General features: G+C 68.7%; 19 protein-coding genes. 9 read left to right on the top strand and 10 right to left on the bottom strand.

The window, feature by feature from the left end; genetic code table 11:
• Positions 1–14: 14 nt before the first annotated feature.
• From ACEN2M_RS05250 to ACEN2M_RS05240, 3 genes are all read right to left on the bottom strand, one after another.
• Complete coding sequence (locus tag ACEN2M_RS05250; protein ID WP_441647084.1) at positions 15–380, bottom strand: CHY zinc finger protein; 366 nt, start codon at positions 378–380, stop codon at positions 15–17.
• A 185-nt stretch (positions 381–565) separates the two neighbouring features.
• Entirely contained in the window at positions 566–1480 is a 915-nt protein-coding gene (locus tag ACEN2M_RS05245; RefSeq protein WP_441647083.1) for a DsbA family protein, read from the bottom strand.
• Positions 1481–1639: 159 nt separating this feature from the next.
• A complete protein-coding gene (locus ACEN2M_RS05240) occupies positions 1640–2962 on the bottom strand; it encodes a GNAT family N-acetyltransferase (protein WP_441647082.1) in 1323 nt (440 codons plus the stop codon).
• Positions 2963–3178: 216 nt separating this feature from the next.
• Between ACEN2M_RS05240 and ACEN2M_RS05235 the strand changes: the two genes are divergently transcribed.
• From ACEN2M_RS05235 to ACEN2M_RS05200, 8 genes are all read left to right on the top strand, one after another.
• On the top strand, positions 3179–4192 hold the full coding sequence (locus tag ACEN2M_RS05235; protein ID WP_441647081.1) for a LacI family DNA-binding transcriptional regulator: 1014 nt from the start codon (positions 3179–3181) through the stop codon (positions 4190–4192).
• Positions 4193–4485: 293 nt separating this feature from the next.
• Positions 4486–5781 carry an ABC transporter substrate-binding protein gene (locus ACEN2M_RS05230; protein WP_441647080.1) on the top strand — a complete coding sequence of 432 codons (1296 nt, stop codon included), beginning with the start codon at positions 4486–4488 and terminating at the stop codon, positions 5779–5781.
• 108 nt (positions 5782–5889) lie between these two features.
• Positions 5890–6804 carry a carbohydrate ABC transporter permease gene (locus ACEN2M_RS05225; RefSeq protein WP_441647079.1) on the top strand — a complete coding sequence of 305 codons (915 nt, stop codon included), beginning with the start codon at positions 5890–5892 and terminating at the stop codon, positions 6802–6804.
• A gap of 11 nt (positions 6805–6815) precedes the next feature.
• Complete coding sequence (locus tag ACEN2M_RS05220; RefSeq protein ID WP_441647078.1) at positions 6816–7793, top strand: carbohydrate ABC transporter permease; 978 nt, start codon at positions 6816–6818, stop codon at positions 7791–7793.
• A 2-nt stretch (positions 7794–7795) separates the two neighbouring features.
• On the top strand, positions 7796–9214 hold the full coding sequence (locus ACEN2M_RS05215) for an arabinan endo-1,5-alpha-L-arabinosidase (protein ID WP_441647077.1): 1419 nt from the start codon (positions 7796–7798) through the stop codon (positions 9212–9214).
• Between the two features lies 1 nt (position 9215).
• Positions 9216–9920 (top strand): YesL family protein, encoded by a 705-nt coding sequence (locus tag ACEN2M_RS05210; RefSeq protein WP_441647076.1) that lies wholly within the window; start codon positions 9216–9218, stop codon positions 9918–9920.
• A gap of 79 nt (positions 9921–9999) precedes the next feature.
• Positions 10000–11505, top strand: coding sequence for an arabinosylfuranosidase ArfA (gene arfA / locus ACEN2M_RS05205; protein WP_441647075.1), 1506 nt, complete (start codon positions 10000–10002; stop codon positions 11503–11505).
• Between the two features lie 56 nt (positions 11506–11561).
• Positions 11562–12524 carry an arabinan endo-1,5-alpha-L-arabinosidase gene (locus tag ACEN2M_RS05200; protein WP_441647074.1) on the top strand — a complete coding sequence of 321 codons (963 nt, stop codon included), beginning with the start codon at positions 11562–11564 and terminating at the stop codon, positions 12522–12524.
• Between the two features lie 163 nt (positions 12525–12687).
• On the opposite strand, the gene xylB is transcribed toward ACEN2M_RS05200, so the two are convergent.
• Positions 12688–14109 (bottom strand): xylulokinase, encoded by a 1422-nt coding sequence (gene xylB, locus ACEN2M_RS05195; RefSeq protein ID WP_441647073.1) that lies wholly within the window; start codon positions 14107–14109, stop codon positions 12688–12690.
• Between the two features lie 401 nt (positions 14110–14510).
• Between xylB and ACEN2M_RS05190 the strand changes: the two genes are divergently transcribed.
• Positions 14511–15530, top strand: a complete 1020-nt coding sequence (locus ACEN2M_RS05190) for an ice-binding family protein (RefSeq protein WP_441647072.1) — start codon at positions 14511–14513, stop codon at positions 15528–15530.
• An 87-nt stretch (positions 15531–15617) separates the two neighbouring features.
• Here the strand turns inward: ACEN2M_RS05190 and ACEN2M_RS05185 are convergent, their stop codons facing one another.
• The 6 genes from ACEN2M_RS05185 to ACEN2M_RS05160 form a co-directional block, all read right to left on the bottom strand.
• Positions 15618–16352 (bottom strand): FadR/GntR family transcriptional regulator, encoded by a 735-nt coding sequence (locus tag ACEN2M_RS05185; protein WP_441647071.1) that lies wholly within the window; start codon positions 16350–16352, stop codon positions 15618–15620.
• Positions 16353–16394: 42 nt separating this feature from the next.
• On the bottom strand, positions 16395–17612 hold the full coding sequence (locus ACEN2M_RS05180; protein WP_441647070.1) for an L-talarate/galactarate dehydratase: 1218 nt from the start codon (positions 17610–17612) through the stop codon (positions 16395–16397).
• A gap of 105 nt (positions 17613–17717) precedes the next feature.
• Positions 17718–18848, bottom strand: coding sequence for a glycerate kinase (locus tag ACEN2M_RS05175; RefSeq protein ID WP_441647069.1), 1131 nt, complete (start codon positions 18846–18848; stop codon positions 17718–17720).
• Positions 18849–18929: 81 nt separating this feature from the next.
• Entirely contained in the window at positions 18930–20258 is a 1329-nt protein-coding gene (locus tag ACEN2M_RS05170) for an enolase C-terminal domain-like protein (protein ID WP_441647068.1), read from the bottom strand.
• A complete protein-coding gene (garR, locus tag ACEN2M_RS05165; RefSeq protein WP_441647067.1) occupies positions 20255–21154 on the bottom strand; it encodes a 2-hydroxy-3-oxopropionate reductase in 900 nt (299 codons plus the stop codon). The genes ACEN2M_RS05170 and garR overlap by 4 nt, the downstream gene beginning before the upstream one ends.
• A gap of 51 nt (positions 21155–21205) precedes the next feature.
• Positions 21206–22531 (bottom strand): gluconate:H+ symporter, encoded by a 1326-nt coding sequence (locus ACEN2M_RS05160; protein ID WP_441647066.1) that lies wholly within the window; start codon positions 22529–22531, stop codon positions 21206–21208.
• Positions 22532–22537: the final 6 nt, after the last annotated feature.

The raw sequence follows: 22537 nt of genomic DNA, 5'->3' as shown, positions 1-22537 counted from the left end.
GCCCGCGTGGCCGGTCAGGTCGTCTGCGGTGGCACCTGGAAGTACAGGTGGGCGTGCAGGCGGCAGCCGTCGTTGAACGCCGACCCGCAAGCCGGACAGGCCTCGACCGACCGGTACTCGTCGATCGAGAGGGTGTGCCCGCACGCGCCGCAGAGGATGGCCCGCTCGGCCCACTCCGCGGGTGCCCAGCGCCCGGCCGGATGCGTCTCGGCGTCGGCGTGGCACTGGAAGCACGGGTAGAACCTGTCGCAGCAGCGGAACCGGATCGCGATGATGTCGGTGGGCCCGTTGTAGTGCTCGCAGCGGGTGTGCGCATCCACCGTGGCGCCGTACACGCGCGGGCGGGCGGCCGGTGGGTGAGCCTCGTCGTCGTGCCGCATGCCTCCTCCTCCCACTGTCCAGTCGCACTGTCCAGTCGCCGCGGCTCCGCTCGCACACGCACCGCTCGGGCACGCGTTTTGCACGCATCCGCAGACAAATGTGGCCGGTGCGGACTTCTGCGCCCGGCGTACCGGGTGCACTTGTCCGCACCGGCCACAGTAGCCGAGCTGGATGCGGCGGGCGGCTACTCGCCGGTGTCGGTGCCGGTGTCGGCGCCGGTGTCGGTCGTCGCGGTGGCCTGCTCCATGACGAAGGCCTCGAAGGCCGCGGCGTCGGCGAGGTCGCCCTCGTACTTCACGCCCTGCACGAGCACGGTCGGGGTGCCGACGAGCGGGCCGATGTCGGTGTTGGGCAGTGCGTTGTCGAGGGCGCGGTCGGTGGCGTCGCCCACCCAGTCGCTGAACTCGCCGTCGGTGATGCAGCTGGCCACGGCTTCGTCGGTGACGCCGGCCTCTTCCACCAGGCTGACCAGCTCGGCGTTGCTGAGGCCGGTCGTGCCCTCGGTGGGCTGGTTCGCGAACAGGGCGCTGTTCACGTCGAGGAAGCTGTCCGGCTGGTAGTTGGCCACGCAGGCGGCGGCGTTGGCCGACCGGGTGGAGTACTTGCTGCCGCTGGAGGACTGGTCGAGGATCGAGATCGGGTGCGTCTCGAGGGTGATGTTGCCCGCGGTGAGCCAGCTCGCGAGCTGGGCGCCGTTCGTGGTCTCGAACTGGCCGCAGTACGGGCACAGGTAGTCCACGTAGACCGCGATGTTCACGGTGCTGGTCAGCGCGCTCAGGTCGGTGGGCACGGGCTCGGCGTCGACCGCGGTGGCGGCTGTCGGCACGGCGCTGATCGCGGTGCCGTCGCCCTGCATCAGGATGCCGTCGCTGGCCATGTTGAGCGGCCCGGGCGACGGCGGCTTCACACTGCCGATGATCAACACGGCGACGATGGCGGCGACGGCCACCAGAGCCAGGCCGATGCCGCCGCGCAGGAACCAGCGGTTGCGCGTCTCGCGCTTCTTCTGTTCCTCCCGCTGGATGCGGGCGGTTTCGCGGGCCACCTCACGGCGGTCCTTCTTCGGGGGGAGCGGCTGGCCGGGGGTTTTAGCGTTCATGGACTATCTGTGCCGTTTCGTCGGGACTGGTTCTGGTCGACGCTACCGACCGCGCCTATGAGGTCGATTGCCGAGTGCTGTGAGCCAGCTGGGAGGGCAGCCCTGGCCGGGCGCCCAGGACGAGCCTAGGACCTGGATCGGGCCGGCTGGGACGGGTGCCTAGAACCAGGTGCTCAGGTGCGGCGCGTAGGCGGAGTGCAGCGCCGTGTCCAGCCGGATGGCGGCATCCGGGGACTTCTCGGTGATGCGGCCCGCGCGGGCGAGATCGACGGCGCTGGTACCGCCGAGGTACAACGACGCCAGGTCGGCGGCCGAGAGCGCCACCTCGACGGCGCCGGCCGGTGCCGCGCCGGTGAGCGGATGCGCCCGACCGGCCCCGTCGGCGGCCACGGTGAGCAGGAACCGGCCCGCGGCGAAGCCGAGGTCATCGCTCACGTCGAGCACGTAGTCGCCGGCGGCCGCGTAGCTGCGGGCGCCGAGCGCCGCCGGAACGTCGAGGATGCGCAGCCACAGGTGGTCGCGTTCGCTGGTCTTCCGCACCGCCCGGTGGTCGGACACCTGCCAGGCCACCGGTTCGGAGACGCTGCGCAGCCCTGCCTCGATCTCGTTGACCATGTCCATCTCGATCACGAACCGCCAGAGGGCGGCGTAGGCGTCGTCGGTCGCCGCGACGAGGTCGACGAGCTTGAGCCGACCGGGGTGGCTCACGTTCTGCAACGCGATCTCGTAGAGCGCGAAGCCGGCGATGGCGCCGTCGGCGTCGTCGTAGCGAACCACGCGGATGCCGCGCTTGTGGGCTTCCGGTTCGTTCGGCAGGAGGCCCAGGGTGCGCTTCCACCAGATCTCCCGTCGGTCGACCTCCCCGGGGGAGCGGTCCCTGGTGCGTTCGAAGACGGCGGGGCCGTCGGCCAGGAGCGACTCCGGGCTCACGAACTGCACCCGGCCGGCCGGGGTGGGGCCGGTCCAGCGGGCCCGCTGGGTGTCGACGAGGTAGGAGGACTGCCGCACCGCCGGGCCGAAGCCGTACCGGCCGTAGATGGTGGCCTCTGAGACCGTGAGCATGGCGATCGGCAGGCCCAGGCCGACAGCGGTGCGGAGCTCCGCGGTGAGCATGGCCCTGGCGATGCCCTGCCGGCGGTGGGTGGGCGAGACGGTGACCGAGCTGATCGCCCAGGTGCCCAGGGCGGTGCCGCCGGGAACCGTGAGGGCCATCTCCCAGGAGCGCACTGTGGCCACCGGGGTCTGCGGGTCTGACTGCGAGGCGTCCCAGACGCCGGTGACCCTGTCGGTGGCGATGTCCTCCACCTGCACCTCGAGGGTGCCCTCGGTGGGGGTCACCTCGTGGAAGCCGCGGGCATCCGCCAGCAGCCAGCGCTTGAGGCCCGCCTCGTCGGCGGCGTCGACAACGGCCAGTCTCAGGCCGCGCTCGGTGAGGTTTGCGGCGGATTCGGGGTCGACGGGTGCGGAGGCGTAGGCATTCACCCGTCCAGCCTACCCACGCGCTTTTCGGAGCGTTTCGGGGTGCGCCGCCGCAGATTGGGTGCGCTCCGACCCCCCGAAAGGCTGCAACGTTGTAATCGACCGGGTAAGTTCGGAAGCGAACAGAACTGCACCGGTGAACACCGCGGTTACGGGCCAGATCCGCGCCGGCATCCTGGCGCATCGGCTGTTCGCGTCGATGACCAACCAGGGAGCGAAATGGCAGCAACACTGCGCGATGTGGCGGCGCTCGCCGGGGTGTCCATCAAGACGGTCTCCAACGTCGTCCACGACTTCCAGCACATTCGGCCGGCCACCAGGGAGCGCGTGCGCTCGGCCATCGACGAACTCGGCTACAAGCCCAACATCTCGGCCCGCAGCCTGCGCTCTGGCCGCACCGGCGTGATCGGGCTGGCCCTGCCGGAGCTCAGCCTGAGCTACTTCGCCGAGCTGGCGGATGCGATCATCCAGGCCGCCGAGCGCCGTCACCTCGTCGTGCTCCTGGAGCAGACCGGCGGCGGTGACCGGGACCGCGAGATCGCCATGCTCTCCAGCCCGCGCCTGCAACTCACCGACGGCCTGATCTTCAGCCCGCTGGGCATGAGCACCCCGGATGCCGCGCTGCTCAACGTGGGCTACCCGCTGGTGCTGCTCGGCGAGCGGGTGTTCGGCAGCCCGGTCGACCACGTCACCATGCACAACGTGGAGGCCGCCAAGGCCGCCACCCTGCACCTGATCAGCCGCGGCCGGCGGCGCATCGCGATCATCGGCGCACACGAGGGTGAGGTGGTGGGATCGGCCGTTCTGCGCCTGCAGGGCTACCGCGAGGCCCTCGCCGAGGCCGGCATCCAGTTCGACCCGGCCCTGATCGGCAACGTGGGCCAGTGGCACCGCCGGGACGGCGCCGAGGCGATGCGCGCCCTGATCGACTCCGGCGTGAGCTTCGACGCCGTCTTCGGGCTCAACGACGCGCTCGCGCTCGGCGCCATGCGGGTGGCCCAGGTGGCCGGCCTGCGGGTGCCTGAAGACGTCATGTTCATCGGTTTCGACGGCCTGGACGAGACCAAGTACTCGCTGCCGACCCTGTCGACCATCGACCCCGGCCGCGACGAGATCGCCGACACCGCGGTGCGCCTGCTCGTGCAGCGCATCGAAGAGGGCGTGACCCCGCCGGTGCCCGAGATCTACCTGGCCGACTACACGGTGATCGAGCGGGAGTCGACGGTCGGCTGAGCGCACCTGCCGTGCAGGTCAGCACGGCTTTCCCCGGCCGCCGGGAGCGGCAGCGCCGGTCGGGTTGCCGCAGCCAACCTCGATAACGGAACGGTAACGATATTACAACGTTGGAATTATTGTCATCGATTGTGTTGCGCCCCAGCCGGGGCTGACATACTGTTACAACGTTGTAAAAACCAAGGACAAAGGATGTCCGACCCCATGGGCCGTGGCATCCACACTCACAGCACAGCCAATCGGGAAGGAACTACGTGATGAAGAGGTCACGTTTTATCGCCGCCTCCGTAGCAATGATCGCTACGACCGGCCTTCTGCTCAGCGGATGCTCGGCAGGAGCAGCAGACACCGGTGAGAAGCAGCTCACATTCATGTTCCGCGGCGGCGAAGACGAGAAGGCCGCGTACACGACGGCCATCAAGGCCTTCGAAAAAGCCAACGACGTCAAGGTCAAGATCATCAGCACCACCGCCGATGACTACTCCACCAAGCTCAAGGCGGCCATCGCCGGCAAGCAGATCCCCGACGTGTTCTACATCGCCCAGGGCGACATCCAGGCCTACGTGAACAACGGCGTGGTCCTCGACATCACCGAGTACGTCGAAGACTCCGACACCCTCGACCTCGACAACATCTGGGAATACGGCGTCGACAGCTACCGCTTCGACGGCAGCCTGGTCGGCGAGGGCGCGATCTACGCGCTGCCCAAGGACGTGGGCCCGTTCTCGTTCGGGTACAACAAGAGCATGTTCGAGGCGGCCGGGATCCCGCTGCCCGACGTGGACGTGCCCCTGACCCTCGAGGAATTCGTCGACATCTCCAAGCAGCTCACCAAGGACCTCGACGGCGACGGCGAGCTGGACCAGTGGGGCACCGGCCTCAACGTGAAATGGAGCCTGCAGTCCTTCGCCTGGTCGAACGGCGCCGACTTCCTCAACGAAGACCGCACTAAAGTCACCGTGGACACCCCCGAATTCGCCGAGGCTCTGCAGTGGTTCGCCGACCTGTCCAACGTGGAAGGCGTCACCCCCTCGACCGCTCAGGCGCAGACCCTCGACACCTACCAGCGCTGGATGAGCGGCCAGATCGCGTTCTTCCCGGTGGGCCCGTGGGACGTCTCCACCTACGCCGAGCTGGACTTCGACTGGGACCTGATTCCCTACCCGGCCGGCAAGACCGGTGAGTCCGCCACCTGGGTCGGCTCGCTCGGCATCGCCGTGGGCAGCACCACCGAGGACCCTGAGCTCTCCGCCAAGCTCGTCGAGTACCTCTCGGCCGACGTCACGGCGCAGCAGACCCTGGTCGACGCCGGTGTGCAGATTCCGAACCTCAAGGACATGGCCGACACCTGGGTGGCCGACTCGACCACCAAGCCGGCCAACAAGCAGGAGTTCCTCGACATCGTCAACGACTACGGTCGCGCGCTGCCGGCGAACAACACCTACAACGCCGAGTGGTACGACGAGCTGTTCACGAACATCCAGCCGGTGCTCGACGGCACGCAGACCGCCGCGGACTACCTCAAGGAGGCCCAGCCCAAGATGCAGGCCTTCCTGGACGACGCCAACGCCCAGGCCGGTATCGGCTAACACCCCGCCGGATGCCGCGACCTGTGTTCTCTACCCGCGGTCGCGGCATCCGCCCCCGGCCGGACGGCCGGACCCCTGTCATTGGAATCAAGTCAAGGAAGATCGCTGATGTCCACAGAAGTTCTTCGCACCAAGCCTCGCCGCTCCCGTCTGCATCGGCGTGAGCACCAGGTTGCGCTCGCGTTCATCGCGATCCCCCTGATCGGCTTCCTGCTCTTCACGCTCTACCCGCTGCTGTACTCCGTCTATGCCTCGTTCACGAGCTGGAACGGCCTGGCGGCCCCCAAGTTCAACGGGTTCGACAACTACATCAAGATGTGGAACGACCCGTACTTCCTCAAGTCGATGTGGAACACGCTGTTCCTGATGATCGGCATCCCGATCGGCCTCGTGCTCTCGATGGCCCTGGCCCTCGGGCTCAACCGCAGGATGCGCGGCATCACGTTCTTCCGCACCGTCTATTACATCCCGGTGATCTCCTCGATCGCCGCGATCGCCATCATGTGGCAGTGGGCCTACAACGGCGACTTCGGCCTGATCAACCAGGTCCTCGACCTCGTCGGTATTCAGGGCCCGAACTGGCTCGCCGACAAGGACACCGTCAAGCCCGCGCTGATCATCATGGCCACCTGGAAGGGCCTGGGCTACTCCATGCTGCTCTACCTGGCCGCGCTGCAATCGGTGCCCCGCTACCTCTACGAGGCCGCGGCGCTGGACGGCGCAGGCACCTGGCAGCAGTTCCGCAACATCACCCTGCCGATGGTGCGCCCGGTCACCTTCTTCCTCGTCGTGACGAGCATCATCGGCGGCTCGCAGATCTTCATCGAGATCAACATCATGACCCCGCTCGGCGGCCCGGAGTTCAGCTCGGCCTCGATCGTCTGGTACATCTGGCGCCAGGCCTTCAACAACCTGCACATGGGCTACGCCTCGGCCATGTCCATCGTGCTCGGGCTGATCATCTTCATCGTCACCGTCATCCAATTCCGGCTCAACCGCCGCAACCAGTTCTCGATTGACTGAAGGCCGCCACCGTGAGTACATCAACCTCCCTTCCCGGACCGGTCCAGGCCGGCGCCCCGCTGCTCGACCCGCAGGGCGGCCTGCCCGGCTCTCCCGCCGACCGCCGCCGCCGCGCCAACCGCACCCCGGATGCGTCCGGTCACCCCCTGACCCGCACCACCCGTTACAAGCTCGGCAACGTGCTCGTGACGATCATCCTGTCGCTCGGCGCGATTGTGATGCTCGGCCCGCTGCTCTGGACCTTCTCCACGTCGCTGAAGACCCACGACGCCATCTTCGCGCTGCCGCCGCAGTGGATCCCCGACCCGGTGGTGTGGGAGAACTACCTGCGCGTCTGGTCGGCAGGGCCGCTGCTCAGCGGTATCCGGAACAGCCTGATCGTTGCCGGCACCGTCACGGTGGTCGGCTCGATCACCTCGTCGGTCGCCGCGTTCGCGTTCGCGAAAATGCGGATGCCGTTCAAGAACGCCGTGTTCCTGATGCTGCTGGCCGGCCTGATGATCCCGTTCCCGACCATCATGATCCCGCAGTTCATGGTCTTCGCCGAGATCGGCTGGGTCGACACCCTGCTGCCGCTGATCGTGCCCGGCCTGTTCGGCAACATCATCATGATCTTCTTCCTCAAGCAGTACCTCGAGAACGTGCCGGACTCCATCATCGAGGCCGCCAAGCTCGACGGCGCCTCCTATCTGCAGATCTTCTTCAGGCTGATCTTCCCGGCCATCCGGCCGGCCATGGCCGCCCAGTTCATCCTCTGGTTCATGGCGGTCTGGAACGACTACCTGGCCCCGATCATCTACCTGAACACGCCGGAGAAGCAGACCCTGCAGCTCGTGATCGCGAGCTTCAACGCCCAGTACGCCAGCCAGACCGACTACCCGCTGATCATGGCGGCGTCGTTCATCGCGCTGCTGCCCGTGCTGATCGTGTTCATCATCTTCCAGCGCCAGATCATCGAATCGGTCGCCCTCACCGGCGGTAAGGGCTGACCATGTCACTTCTCGATCAGACCGTGCCCGGCGCGGCGCTGCAGAGCCTCGCGCCGGCACCGGCCGGCGACCCGGCCGGCTGGGGTACCCGCAACGCCCACGACCCCACCGTCGTGCGCGACACCGACGGCTCCTGGTACATGTTCTCCACGGATGCCGCCGCCGGCGCCGATTCGGTGGCCGCCGGTGTGCACGTGCGCCGCTCCGCCGACCTCGTGCACTGGAGCTTCGCGGGCACCGCGCTGCCCGGCGTGCCCGAGGCGGCCTTCGCATGGAGCCAGGCACCCGGCCTCTGGGCGCCCGAGGTGGTGCGCTGGTCGGCCGACGGCGACACCGCCGTGCGCTGGCACATGTACTACTCGGCATCCACCTTCGGCTCGAACACCTCGGCCATCGGCCTCGCCGTGGCGAGCAGCCTGGCCGGTCCCTGGGCAGACCAGGGCATCGTCGTGGGCACGACGGCCGGCGTCGACAGCCAGAACGCCATCGACGCCGCCGTGACGTTCGACCGCACCGGCACCCCGTGGCTGACCTACGGATCGTTCTTCTCCGGCATCTACACGCTGCCGCTCGACCGTGAGACCGGCCGCCCGGTGACGCCGGGCGACCTCGGCACCCTCATCGCCGCCCGCGCGCTGTCGGTGGAGCGGGCGATCGAGGGCGCGTACATCCTCTACCGCCGCGAGGAAGACCGGTACGTTCTGTTCGCCTCCTACGACTCTCTGTTCGACAGCTACAACGTGCGCGTGGCCGTGGCCGAGGAGATCACCGGTCCGTACACCGACCTGCTGCACCGGTCGATGACCGACCTCGACGCCGCTCCGTCGTCGATCGGCACCAAGCTGCTCGGCAGTCACCGCTTCGGCGCCGACACCGGCTGGTTGGCCCCCGGGCACAACTCGATCCTCGTCGAGCCGGGCCTGCCCGGCGCCGCCGGCGACGGGGCCGACGAGTACTTCATGGTGCACCACGTACGGTTCGCCGACGACCCCAGCCAGCACGTCGTGCAGCTGCGTCGCACCTTCTTCACCGCGGCCGGCTGGCCCGTGGTCTCGCCGCAGCCGTTCGCCGGTGCCGCCGTGGAGGCCTTGCCCGAACCGGTGTCGCTGGCCGGGCCCTGGAGCGCGGTGCGCCTGGCCCCCGATTCGACGGCCCTGGTCGACGCCGCCCCGGTGCGGGTCGACCTCGCGGTGCTCGAGGCGGATGCGCCCGCCCGGCTCTTCGACGGCCGCACCGAACTGGTGCGCATCGTGGTCGCCGGCACCGGGGCATCCGACGCGGCACCCGGCACCGAGCTCGTCGGCACCGAGCTCGACGCCGTGCTCTTCGCCAGCTGGGACTGGGCGAACGCCCGGCCCGCCCTCTCGTTCAGCGGTCTCGCCGCGGACGGCGTGGCCTGGTTCGGAACGAGAGGGGCCTGACATGGACGACTACGCCATCGGCTGGGCCGGCAAGGTCATGCAGTGGCTGCGGTTCGCGATCGCCCTGGTCGTGATCAACCTGCTCTTCGTCGCGGGCAGCATCGCCGGCCTGCTCGTGCTCGGCGTGTTCCCGGCGGCCACCGCCGCCGCGATCCTGCTCGGCCGGCTTCGTGCCGGCCAGCCCAGCGACCGCCTGGTGCGGGACTTCATCACCGCGTACAGGGCCCAGTTCTGGCACCTGGCGGTCGTGGCGATCCCGTTCTGGGCGGCCGGCGTGCTGATCTTCCTCGACCTGGTGGCCTTCCAGACCGTGGCGTTGGCCGGCAGCCCGGTGAGCGCCGTGCTACTCGTGCTGCTCGTCGTGGTGTCGGTCGGCACGCTGCTCGCGGCGCTCTCGGCAATCACCATCTGCACCCGCTACCGCGACTCGGCCCGGTCCATCTGGCGGTACGCATTCGTGCTGCCGTTCGTGTCGCCGGTGCTGAGCCTCACCCTGATCCTCAGCCTGGGTGTCCTCACCGTCGCCCTGTTCCAGTTCGGCGGGCTGATCCCCCTGATCGGAGCCTCCGCGCCGCTGTTCCTGGCCGGCTGGCTCATCGACCGCCGCCTCGCCGCCCTCGACACCACGCATCCAGCGCACGGCGCCGCGCGGAACGCCGACGGCGCCCTGCCGCTCGCGCCGCTCCGCCCGGCGGCGACGGCCTGACCGGCATCCCTTAGTTCCGACCTTTTTCCCCTATTCCTCCGCACCACCTCACACCTTGTACAGACAGGACAGGATCCCCGTGACCACCGCACGAATCACCATCGACCGCAGCAATGTGGTCGCCCCGCTCAACCGGCGCATCTTCGGCTCCTTCGTGGAGCACCTCGGCCGCTGCGTCTATGACGGCATCTACGAGCCCGGCCACCCCACTGCCAACGCCGACGGCTTCCGCCTCGACGTGGTCGACCTGGTGAAGGAACTCGGCACCACCACCATCCGCTACCCCGGCGGCAACTTCGTCTCCGGCTACAAGTGGGAAGACGGCGTGGGCCCCCGCGCCGACCGGCCGGTGCGCCGCGACCTGGCCTGGCACTCCCTGGAGAGCAACCAGGTGGGCCTGGAGGAATTCGGCCGCTGGTGTGAACTCACCGGCTCCGAACTGATGATGGCCGTCAACCTCGGCACCCGCGGCATCGAGAACGCCCTCGACCTGCTCGAATACGCCAACGGCGAGGCCGGCACCGCCCTGGCCGACCAGCGCATCGCCAACGGCAAGACCGAACCGTACGACATCCGCATGTGGTGCCTGGGCAACGAAATGGACGGCCCGTGGCAGATCGGCCACATGTCCTCCGCCGACTACGGCAAGATCGCCGCGCGCACCGCGTCGGCCATGAAGACCGCCGACAAGAACCTCGAACTCGTCGTCTGCGGCTCCTCCGGCTCGGCCATGCCCACCTTCGGCGAGTGGGAGCGGGTCGTGCTCGAGGAGAGCTACGACTACGTCGACTACATCTCCTGCCACGCCTACTACCAGGAGCGCAAGGGCGACCTGGACTCCTACCTCGCCTCGTCGATGGAGATGAAGTACTTCATCGACACCGTCGTCGCCACCGCCGACCACGTCAAGCACAAACTGCGCAGCCAGAAGACCATCCAGCTCTCCTTCGACGAGTGGAACATCTGGTACCTCGACGAGCACCAGGCCTCAGAGGAGGTCAACGAGGAGTGGCGCATCGCGCCGCGTCAGCTCGAAGACGTCTACTCCGTGGCGGATGCCGTGGTGCTGGGCAACCTGATGATCACCCTGCTGCAGAACCACGACAGGGTCACCTCGGCGTCGCTCGCCCAGCTGGTGAACGTGATCGCGCCCATCATGACCGAACCGGGCGGAGCATCCTGGCGCCAGACCACGTTCTTCCCGTTCTCGGTGACGTCACGGCTCGCCCGCGGCGAGGTGCTGCGGCCGCGGATCGACGTGGGCACCTACGACACCGCGCTCTACGGCGCGGCTCCGCTGGTCGACTCCGTCGTCACCGCGGATGCCGAAACCGGCAACTCGGCGGTGTTCCTGGTCAACCGCAGCCAGACCGAGTCGATCGAGGTGACGATCGACGTCTCCGGGCTCGGCGCATCCGCCATCGCCGAGGCCGTCACCCTGCACGACGCCGACCCGTACGCGAAGAACACCTTCGCCGAGCAGACCAGGGTGGGCCTGGCGCCGCTGACCGGCGCCGTGCTGACCGACGGTCAGCTCACCGTCACGCTGCCCCCGGTCTCATGGTCGGCGCTCGCGCTCAACTAGGTCGGACGGGTCGGGCGGGTACGCTCGCGGGCCTCTCCGTCCTGACCCTGGCCGCGGTGCTCCTGTTCGTGCTGAGCGGATGCTCGGCGCTGCCGGGGGCCCGCGTGCTCACCGGCGACCTCGCCACCCACGACCCGGCCTTCGTGGCGGGTGCCGACGGGGAGCCGTCGTACGTGTACTCCACCGGCAACGGCCAGATCGCCGACGGTAACATCCAGATCCGCCGGTCGAGCGACGGCGTGGACTGGGAGTACGTGGGCGAGGTCTGGCAGGAGAAGCCGGTCTGGCTGGTGGAGGCGGTGCCCGGGGTCGACAACCTCTGGGCACCCGAGCTCTACGAGCACGACGGCACCTGGTACCTCTATTACTCGGCGTCGCTGTTCGGCACGAACACCTCGGTGATCGCGCTGGCCACCAACAGCACCCTCGACCCGGATGCTGCCGACTACGAGTGGGTCGACCAGGGTGAGGTCATCACCTCCGTCGGCACCGACTACAACTCGATCGACCCCGGCGTGGTCGAGGATGCCGACGGCACGCCCTGGCTGAGCTTCGGGTCGTTCTCGACGGGCCTGCAGCTCGTGCAGCTCGAGTGGCCGAGCGGACTGCGCACCGACGACACCGACCCGGTGACCATCGCCGACCGCAACCTGGCCGTGAACGCGCTCGAGGCGCCGTACCTGCTGGCGCACGACGGGTTCTTCTACCTGTTCTTCTCCAGGGACTTCTGCTGCCGGGGCGTGGACAGTACCTACAACATCGCCGTGGGCCGGTCGGAGTCGGTGGCGGGGCCGTACCTCGACGCCAACGGGGCGGCGCTGCTCGAGGACGGCGGCACACCCGTGCTGGAGTCCGACGGCACCCGCATCGGGCCCGGCGGCCAGTCGGTGTCCGGGGGAGTGCTCGCGTTCCACTACTACGACGAGACGTTGGACGGAGCCTTCCAGCTCGGGCTCATCGAGTTGCAGTGGACGGACGGCTGGCCCGTGGCGGCCTGGGGCGAAGCCGCCGCGGAGTAGGCGGGTCCTCCGCGGGGCGCGTTGTGTCCCGTGGCGCAGGTTAGTTCCCGTGGCGCAGGTTAGGTCCCGTGGCGCAGGTTAGGTCGGTACCTAACCTGCGCCGCGGTGCTGAACCTGCGCCGCGACGCTCAACCTGCGCCGCGACGCCGGCGCCCGGGTGCGCTCAGGCGCGCTGCGCGTGCGCGGCGTACTGGGCGCGGATGACGGGACGGAAGTCCGGGGTGGGGTGCGCCCCGAGCGCCACCGACCAGGCCGGGCGGGTGCCGGTGAGCGACCAGGCAGCCTGGGCGGCGCCGCCGTCGGCCACGTACTCGCCGGGGGTGGGCACGGCCACCGGGGCATCGAACACCTGGGCGGCGATGAACTGCACGGCCGGGTTCTGCGCCGCGCCGCCGATCAACAGGATGCGTTCGACGGTCACTCCCTGCGCGCGCACGGCATCCAGCCCGTCGGCGAGCCCGCAGAGCAGCCCCTCGATCGCGGCCCTGGCCAGGTTCGGCCGGGTGGTCGAGGCCAGGGTCAGGCCGAACAGCGAGGCGGTGGCGTCGGGCAGGTTGGGCGTGCGTTCGCCCTCGAAGTACGGCTGCAGCACCAGGCCCTGAGCGCCGGGATCGGCCTGGAGCGCGAGACGGCCGAGCTCGTCGTGGTCGACGCCGAGCAGGCCGGCGACCGAGTCGAGGATGCGCGCGGCATTGAGGGTGGCGATCAGCGGCAGGTGCAGCCCGCTGGCGTCGGCGAACCCGGCGACGGTGCCGGAGGCATCCTCGCTGGGCACCGCGGTGACGGCGAAGACGGTGCCGCTGGTGCCGATGGAGACGATGACGTCGCCGGCCGCGGCGCCGAGGCCGAGCGCGGCTCCGGCGTTGTCGCCGGCGCCCACTCCCACGACCAGTCCAGCGGGCACGCCGGGCAGGGCCACCGTGGTGCCGGCGGTGTCGCCGGGGCCGAGCACCCGGGGCAGCACGGCGTCGTGGCCGAGCCCCAGCACGAGCAGCTCGCGGTCGTAGTCACCCAGGGCGGCCGAGTAGTAGCCGGTGCCGCTGGCATCCGAGCGGTCGGTGCTGAGTTCGGTGAGCACCGGGCCGAGCTCGCTCTCGCCGGCCGGGCCGTAGCCGCGCAGGCGCCAGCTGAGCCAGTCGTGCGGCAGGGCGACGGCGGCGACCCTGGCCGCGTTGGCCGGTTCGGCATCGCGCAACCAGCGCAGCTTGGTGACGGTGAACGACGCCACCGGCACGACGCCGGTGCGGCGGGCGTATTCGGCGGCGCCGACCTCGTTGATCAGGGCGGCGGCGGCCGGCGCACTGCGGGTGTCGTTCCAGAGCAGCGCCGGGCGGATGACCCGGCCGTCTTCATCGAGCACGACCATGCCGTGCTGCTGCGCGGCCACCGAAACGGCGGCGACGTCGTCGAGACCGCCGGCGGTCTGCACCGCGGCGAGCAGCGCATCCCACCAGGCGGCCGGATCGACCTCGGTGCCCACGGGGTGGGAGGCCTTGCCTGAGCGAACGAGCGCTCCGGTCGCGGCATCCCGCACCACTACCTTGCAACTCTGTGTCGACGAGTCGACTCCGGCAACCAGCGTCATGACGCACTCCAAACTGATGAAAAGCAGCGGTGGGTGAGCACAACACCTGCAATCCTCAGCCGGGCCGGACGTCGTCCCCACAATGCCGGGGCAGTCATCCACTGGGTCAAGAAATAGCAGGAGGTGTGCCACCACCCGGGGCGCCGACGGCGTCCTCGCCGTCGTCGTCCCGAGTGGTTCACGTAAATTGTTCTGGGTCTAAACATATTCGGTCCGGGGTGGATGTTCAAACTTCGCCGGTGCCGAGTGCCCGCGCGCGGGGCCGGGCTCGGCCGATTGCCCGATTCGGTAAAACTGCACGCTGGAAGCCCCCTTAGTGGGGTAACCTCAAGTACCGGGGGTCGCGGGGGCGTCGTATACGTTCCAGTCTGTGTCTCTCGCGCGCAGACAGGCCATGCTCCATGATCCGCATCCCCACCCGCCGGTCGATGACAATGGCTGTCGCCGGTGTCGGCCTCGTCGGCGCACTCATCGTCGCTTCAGTGTCCGCGGCCTCTGCTGCCGTCACGACGGATGGCCCGATTGACCTGGGCACCGCCGCCGGCTACGGCGTCCTCGCCAGCAGCACCGTCACCAACACCGGTCCCACGGTGCTCACCGGCGACCTGGGGCTCTCGCCCGGAACTTCGATCACCGGCTTCGGGGGTGCCCCCGACGGCGAGGTCAACGGCACCACCCATCAGACCGATGCCGCGGCGCTGCAGGCGCAGATCGACACCACCACGGCCTACAACGTCGCAGCGTCACTCACGCCCACCACCAGCGGAATCAGCGAGCTCGCCGGCCGCTCGTTGGACCCCGGGATCTACAACGGCGACGCGCTCGCGCTGTCCGATAACGGCGAGCTCACGCTGGCCGGCGACGCCAACTCGGTCTGGGTCTTCCAGGCGGCCTCGAGCCTGACCATCGGGTCCGGCACCAGGATCACCATCACCGGCGACGCCAACGCGTGCAACGTGTTCTGGCAGGTCGGCAGCTCCGCCACGATCGGCACGTCCGCGCAGTTCGAGGGCACCATCCTGGCTCACACCTCGATCACCGCCACCACGACCGCGAGCATCACCGGCCGGCTGCTGGCCAACACCGGTGCCGTGACCCTGGACACCAACGTGATCACCGCACCCACCAATTGCCCGCCTCCTGGCACGACGACCGTGACTCCGACGGACACGTCGACGCCGATCGCCACCGACACCGGCACCTCGACAGGCACGCCGTCGCCGTCGCCGTCGGCCAGCACGCCGCCGCTCGGCGGTGGCGGCGTCGGCGACGGTAGCGGCCCCGCCTCCGAGCTGGCCGAGACCGGCAGCAATGCCACTCCGATTCTGCTGATCGGCGGCGTGGTCCTCCTGGCCGGAATCGCACTGGTCACCGTCGTCGCAATCCGTCGTCGTCGTCAGGCGCACCCGCACGACCAGTAGGTCAAGCGGTCCGCCGCGCGCGGGGTCGTGGGATGCACCCGAGCCGGGTGGGCACCTCGGCGGGCGGGCGGCCGGCCCGAGGCCGGCTCAGCGCATCCAGCCCGAGGGCGGTCGGTTCGCCAGGCGATCGCGTGAGTTGGCGAGGTGCACGCGGGCGGCGGCATTCGCTCCGGCGGCATCGCGCCGTTCGATCGCGGTGAAGATCGCCTCGTGCTCGAAGGTCACCCTCGAGAAGTGCTCGTCGCGCCCCGGCTCGTCGGCGGCGTGCAGCCGGGTCTGCGGCATGGCGATCATGGTGGGGCCCAGCGACGACATCAGCTCGGCGTAGTAGTGGTTGTTGGAGGCGACGGCGATCAGCAGATGGAACCTGAAGTCGGCCTCCACCGCGCCGCTGGGTTTCGCCCGGCTGGCGCGGAAGGCGTCCAGAGCCGTGGCGATGTCATCCAGCTGCGCGGGGGTGTGCCGCAGGGCCGCGAGGCTCGCGGCCTCCACCTCGACCCCGAGCCGAAAGTCGATGAGCTCGATCCGGTTCGCCACGGTGTGGATCTCCTCGGGGTGCACCCTGAAGGCTTCCTCGCTCGGGCGGGTGAGCACGAAGGTGCCCTTGCCGCGGTAGGTCTCGACGAGACCGGCGGCCTGCAGCCTGGAGACGGCCTCGCGAACCACGGTGCGGCTGACCCCGAACTGCTCCATCAGGCCGCTTTCCGAAGGGAGCTTGTCGCCGGGGCCGACACCGCCGCCCACGATCTGTGCCCGCAGCAACCGCTCGACCTTCTCGGCGAGGCTGCCCGCCCCGTTCCGCACGCTCGGCTCTACGTTCATGGCAAACCTCCGAGGTGCAAGACGGCGCGGGCTATCCGCTGACTATTTCGTGCCGAACTCTACAGTGTCGCTGACCCAGGCCAGGGCCTGGTCGCTCAGCGTGATGCCGAGGCCGGGCCGGTTGGGGATCAGCATGCGACCGTTCGAGGTCTCCAGGCGCTCGTTGAACAGCGGGTTCAGCCACTCGAAGTGCTCCACCCAGGGCTCCCGCGGGTACGCGGCCGCGAGGTGCACGTGGATCTCCATGGCGAAGTGCGGGGCCAGCTGCAGCCCGGCCTGGTCTGCCATCGCCGCGAGGCGCAGGAACGGGGTGATGCCGCCGATCCGCGGTGCGTCCGGCTGGATGATGTCGGCCGACCGGTGCTCGATCAGGTTGATGTGCTCGGCCACGCTGGAGAGCATCTCTCCGGTCGCGATCGACGTGTCCAGGGCGCTGGCCAGCTGGGCGTGGCCTTCGGCGTCGTAGGCGTCGAGCGGTTCCTCGATCCAGACCAGGTTGAACTTCTCCATGATCCGGCCCATCCGCATGGCCGTCGGCCGGTCCCACTGCTGGTTCGCGTCGACCATCAGGGGCACATCGTCACCGAGGTGTTCGCGCACGGCGGTGAGCCGGGCGATGTCCACCTTGGAGTCGGGGTGGCCGACCTTGATTTTGATGCCGCCGATGCCGTCGGCCAGTGACTGGCTCGCGCGCTCCTTCACCTGGTCGATCGGCGCCTGCAGGAAGCCGCCGGAGGTGTTGTAGGTCTGCACGGAGTCGCGGTAGGCGCCGAGGAGTTTGGCCAGGGGCAGGTCGGCCCGCTTGGCCTTGAGGTCGTAGAGGGCGATGTCGATGGCGGCGATCGCCTGGGTGGCGACGCCACTGCGGCCCACGGAGGCTCCGGCCCAGAGCAGCTTGGTGTAGATGCGACCGATGTCGCTGGGGTCCTCACCGATGATGTTGTCGGCGATCTCCTTGGCGTGCGCGTACTGCGCCGGGCCGCCGGCACGCTTGGAGTAACTGAAGCCGATGCCGGAGTGGCCGTTCTCGGTGAGGATCTCCACAAAGAGGAACGCGATCTCGGTCATCGGCTTCTGGCGGCCGGTGAGCACCTTCGCGTCGCTGATCGGGGTGTCCAGCGGCAGGGTCAGTGCCGAGAGCTTCACGTGACGGATGCGGTCGGTCGTCGCGACGCCGCCGGAGAGCGCGGAGAGCGGGTTGTAGAAGCTGTTGAGGCCGTCGGGAGCGGTGTCCTTGGCCGGGGTGTCGGTGATTGTCATGTGCGAACTCCTTTGTCGGGCTTATCGAATCGTCTGGTCGACAGCTTATCGTACAAGTGAGCAACTTGTACGATAAGTGGGTCGATCGACCCGGCGGATGCCCGCTCAGGCCAGGGTGAGCAGCCGGCAGGTGGTGGCCACCGCGCGTTCGAGGTTCGCCGCACCGTCGGCCAGGGCGCCGGGCAGGTCGGTGACACCCTGCACGATGGGCACCAGGGCAGCGAAGCCGTGCTCGTAGAGAACCTCGGCGCCGGCACCGATCCGGCCGGCGAACGCGACGACGGGTACGCCGTGCAGGGCGGCCGCCTCCGCGACCCCCAGTGGGGTCTTCCCGTTCAGGGTCTGGGAGTCGATGCTGCCCTCTCCGGTGAAGACGTAGTCTGCCCCGGCGATCTTGTCGGCCAGGCGCACGGCGTCCATGACGACATCCACGCCCCGCCGCATCTCGGTCGGCAGGAAGGCGAGGAAGGCGGCGCCGAGACCGCCGGCGGCCCCCGCGCCGGGGCGCGAGGCGATGTCGGTGCCGGTTAGCGCCGCGATCACCGCGGCGTACACGCCCAGGGCGGCGTCGAGCTCGAGAACCGTCGCGGGGTCGGCGCCCTTCTGCGGGCCGAACACGGCGCTGGCACCGGTGCTGCCCAGCAGCGGGTTGGTCACGTCGCTGGCGATCTGGAACGTGCTGCCGGCCAGGCGCTCATCGAACGCGGACAGGTCGACCCGGTGCAGCCGGGCCAGCGCCGCACCGCCCGGGGGCAACTCGGCCCCCGACTCGTCGAGGAGGCGGGCGCCGAGGGCCTGGAGCATGCCGGCGCCGCCGTCGTTGGTCACCGATCCGCCCAGGCCCACTATGAAGCGCGTGGCGCCCCGGTCCAGTGCGTGGCTGATCAGCTCGCCGACCCCGGCGGAGCCGGCGGTCTTCGGGTCCCGGTCGGCGACGGCGACCAGGTCGATCCCGGCGGCGGCGGCGATTTCGATGATGGCCAGGTGCTCGTGCTCGACGTAGCCGTATGCGGCCTGCACAGGGCGACCGACGGCGTCGTGCACCGCCGCGCGAACGACGGCGCCGCCGAGGGCGGCCGCCAGGGCCTCCGTGGTGCCCTCGCCGCCGTCCGCCATCGGTGCGCCCACGCACTCGGCGTCGGGGAACACCGCCAACACGCCGCGTTGCATGGCGGCGACGGCCTCTGCGGCGGTCATCGATTCCTTGAACGAGTCGGGGGCCAGAACGAATTTCATCGGATGAGTCCTCTAGTGAAGATGGTTAACGCAAGGCGGGAAGAGGGCGAACCCTCTTCCCGCCTCACACGACGAGCTCGCTCAGCGAACCAGGGCGGGCCGCTTGGCGTCGAACGCCCAGTCCTCGACAAGGTACTGCATGCCGATGGCGTCGTCCCTGGCGTCCAGCGCCTTCTCCTTGTACAGCTCGTGCGCTTCGAGAACCCGGTTCAGGTCGATCTCCACGCCCAGACCTGGCACGTCGGGGATGGCGATTTCGCCGCCCGTGATCTTCAGGGGGTTCTCGGTCAACTGCTCCACACCCTCCTGCCAGATCCAGTGTGTGTCCAGCGCGTTGTATTCGCCGGGCGCCGCTGCGCCGCACTGGGCGATCATCGCGAGCGAGACGTCGAAGTGGTTGTTGGAGTGGCAGCCCCAGGTGAGGCCGAATTCGTTGCACATCTGGGCGACGCGCACGGAGCCCTGCATGGTCCAGAAGTGCGGGTCGGCCAGCGGGATGCTGACGCTCTGCAGGGTGAGGGCGTGAGCCATCTGGCGCCAGTCGGTGGCGATCATGTTCGTCGCGGTGGGCAGCCCGGTGGCCCGGCGGAATTCGGCCAGGATCTCGCGGCCGGAGAAGCCTTCCTCGGCGCCGCACGGGTCCTCGGCGTAGGCCATGATGCCGTTCATGTCGGTGCACAGCTCGATGGCCTCGTTCAGCGACCAGGCGCCGTTCGGGTCCAGGGTGATCCGGGCGTCGGGGAAGCGCGCCTTGAGGGCCTTGACGGCCTTGATCTCCTCGGAGCCGGCGAACACTCCGCCCTTGAGCTTGAAGTCCTTGAAGCCGTAGAGGTCGAAGGTCGCTTCGGCCTGACGCACGATGGCCTCGGGGGTGACCGCTTCTTCGTGGCGGATGCGGTACCAGTCGACGTCGGAGTCGAGGTCGTGGCGGTAGTCCAGCTCGGTCTTGTTCGGGTCTCCCACGTAGAACAGGTAGCCGAGGGCGCGCACGGATTCCCGCTGCTGCCCATCGCCGAGCAGCGCCGCCACGGGCACGCCGAGGTGCTTGCCGAGCAGGTCGAGCAGGCAGGATTCCACCGCGGTGACGGCGTGCACCGTCGTGCGCAGGTCGAAAGTCTGGAGTCCGCGTCCGCCGGAGTCTCGGCCGCTGAACGTGGTGGCGATGGCCTTGAGCACGTTCTTGTAGTTGCCCAGCGACGACCCGACCACGAGGTCCTTGGCGTCTTCGAGGGTCTGGGTGATCTTCTGGCCGCCGGGAACCTCGCCGACGCCGCGGTTGCCCGCGGAGTCCTCGAGGATCACGATGTTGCGGGTGAAGAACGGGCCGTGCGCTCCGGAGAGGTTCAGCTCCATGCAGTCCCGCCCGGCGACCGGGTAGACCATCATCTTGGTGATTGTGGGGGTGCTCATGCGACGACCTCCGAGCGGCTCAGTTCAAGATTGGCAAGTTTTTCGTAGTACTGCACCAGCCCACTGTGGTCTTCGAGTTCGTGACCGTCGGCCTTGAGCGCTGTCATCATCTCGAGCATCGAGGTCGTCAGCGGCACCGGGGCACCCACCGAGAGGCCGGTCTCCAGGGCGTTCTTGAGGTCCTTGATGTGCAGCATGATGCGGAAGCCGGGGGTGAAGTTGTGGTCGAGCATCATCGGGGCCTTGGCCTCCATGACGGTCGAACCGGCCAGGCCGCCGCGGATCGCGGCGAAGACGGCATCCGGGTCGACACCCGCCTTCTGGGCGAACACCAGTGCCTCAGAGACGGCGGCGATGTTGACCGCCACCACGATCTGGTTGGCGAGCTTGGCGATGTTTCCGGCGCCGATCTCACCGACACGAACGACGGATGCTCCCATCACGCCGAGCACGTCGGCGTACCTGTCGAACAGGTCCTGCGGGCCGCCGACCATGATCGACAGGGTGCCGTCGATGGCCTTGGGTTCGCCGCCGGAGACCGGGGCGTCGAGCATCGGGATGCCGTTCGCGGCGAGAGCATCGGCGACCTCACGGGAGACGAGAGGGGCGATCGAGCTCATGTCGATGTAGGACAGCCCGGGGTGGGCGCCCTCGAGGATGCCGTCGGCACCGAGGACGACCTCGGTGACCTGGGGGGAGTTGGGCAGCATGGTGAGCACGAGCTCCACCTGCTCGGCGACGGCCTTGGCGGTGGGCGCCTCGACGGCTCCCAGGGCGGTGAGTTCGGCGAGGGTGCTGGGGTTGTTGTCGCGAACGACAAGCTCGTGTCCGGAGGCGAGGAGGTTCTTGGCCATGGGCTTGCCCATGATGCCGAGACCGATGAATCCGATTCGCATTGGATTTCCTTTTCTGTGCGTAGTGATGTGGAGCGAAGTGAGTAAGAGCGGTTAGCCGACGACGGCGTTGAGGATGAGCACGCCACCGAGGCCGAGGACCGAGAGAGCCGTGGTGTACGAGGTGCGCACCTTGATGGCATCCATCACGGTCAGGCCGAAGAATTCCTTGAACATCCAGAAGCCCGGGTCGTTGACGTGGGAGAAGGCGATCGAGCCGCAGGTCACGGCGAGAACCATGACCTCGGGGGTGGTCGTGCCCGCGGTGACGAACGGGAGCGCGATGCCGGCCGCGGCGACCACGGCGACGGTGGCCGAGCCGAGCGCGACCCGCATGATCACGGCGATCAGCCAGACCAGGATGATCGGGGAGATCGGCCAGTTGCCGGTGAGATCGGTGATGTAGTCGGTGATCCCGGCGTCCACCAGAACCTGCTTGAAGGCGCCACCGGCACCGATGACGACGATGATCATGGCCATCGACTTCATGGCACCGGAGCAGGAGCCCATGATCTCGCTGAGCGAACGACCCGCGCGCAGGCCGACGAGCCAGATGGCCAGCAGGAGGGAGATGAGCAGTGCGATCGGGGGCGATCCGATGAAGGCGACGATTTCCATGCCGGCGGTCTCGGCCGGAATCATCATCTCGGCGATGGCCGCGCTCGCGATCAGGACGACGGGGAACAGGGCGACGAGCAGCGACACACCGAAGCCGGGCATCTCCCGATCGGTGAACATCTTCTCGCTGACGAGACCCTCGGGGATCTGCGGGTTCATCTTTTTCACGAAGGGCAGTCGCGGCCACAGCATGGCCAGCGCGCCGCCGACGGGGATGGCGATGAACAGGCCGTACAGCAGGGTGAGGCCGACGGAGGCGTCGAACATGCCGGCGACCGCGGTCGGGCCGGGGTGCGGGGGCAGGAAGCTGTGCATCGTGGACAGGGTGATCGAGAGCGGCAGGCCGATCCAGAGCAGGTTCACCTTGGTCTGGCGCACCAGGACGAACACCAGCGGCACGAGGAGCACGAACGCGACCTCGAAGAACATGGTGATGCCCAGGGCCATCGCGGCGATGATCATCGCGAGCTGCACGTGCTTGATGCCGAACTTCTTCAGCATGGTGTCTGCGATGCGCTGCGCGGCGCCGGAGTCCGCCATCACCATGCCGAGCATGGCGCCGAAGCCGAGCACGAGGATCAGGTCGTCGAGTTGGCCGCCGATGCCCGCTGAGAGCGATTCGGAGATGGCCGGCAGCGGCATCCCCTGGGCGAGGCCGACCAGCACGGCGACGATGATGAGGGAGATGAAGCCGTTGAGTTTGAATTTCGTCATCAGGAGCAGCAGCAGTGCTACTCCGATACCAACGATTACGAGGGGCATGGTGGG

The sequence above is a fragment of the Cryobacterium sp. W22_MBD10_FK3 genome (genome assembly GCF_052113745.1).
GTDB lineage: Bacteria > Actinomycetota > Actinomycetes > Actinomycetales > Microbacteriaceae > Cryobacterium.
Note: the sequence above shows the minus strand (reverse complement) of the source record. Positions and strands in the feature narration are given on the sequence as shown.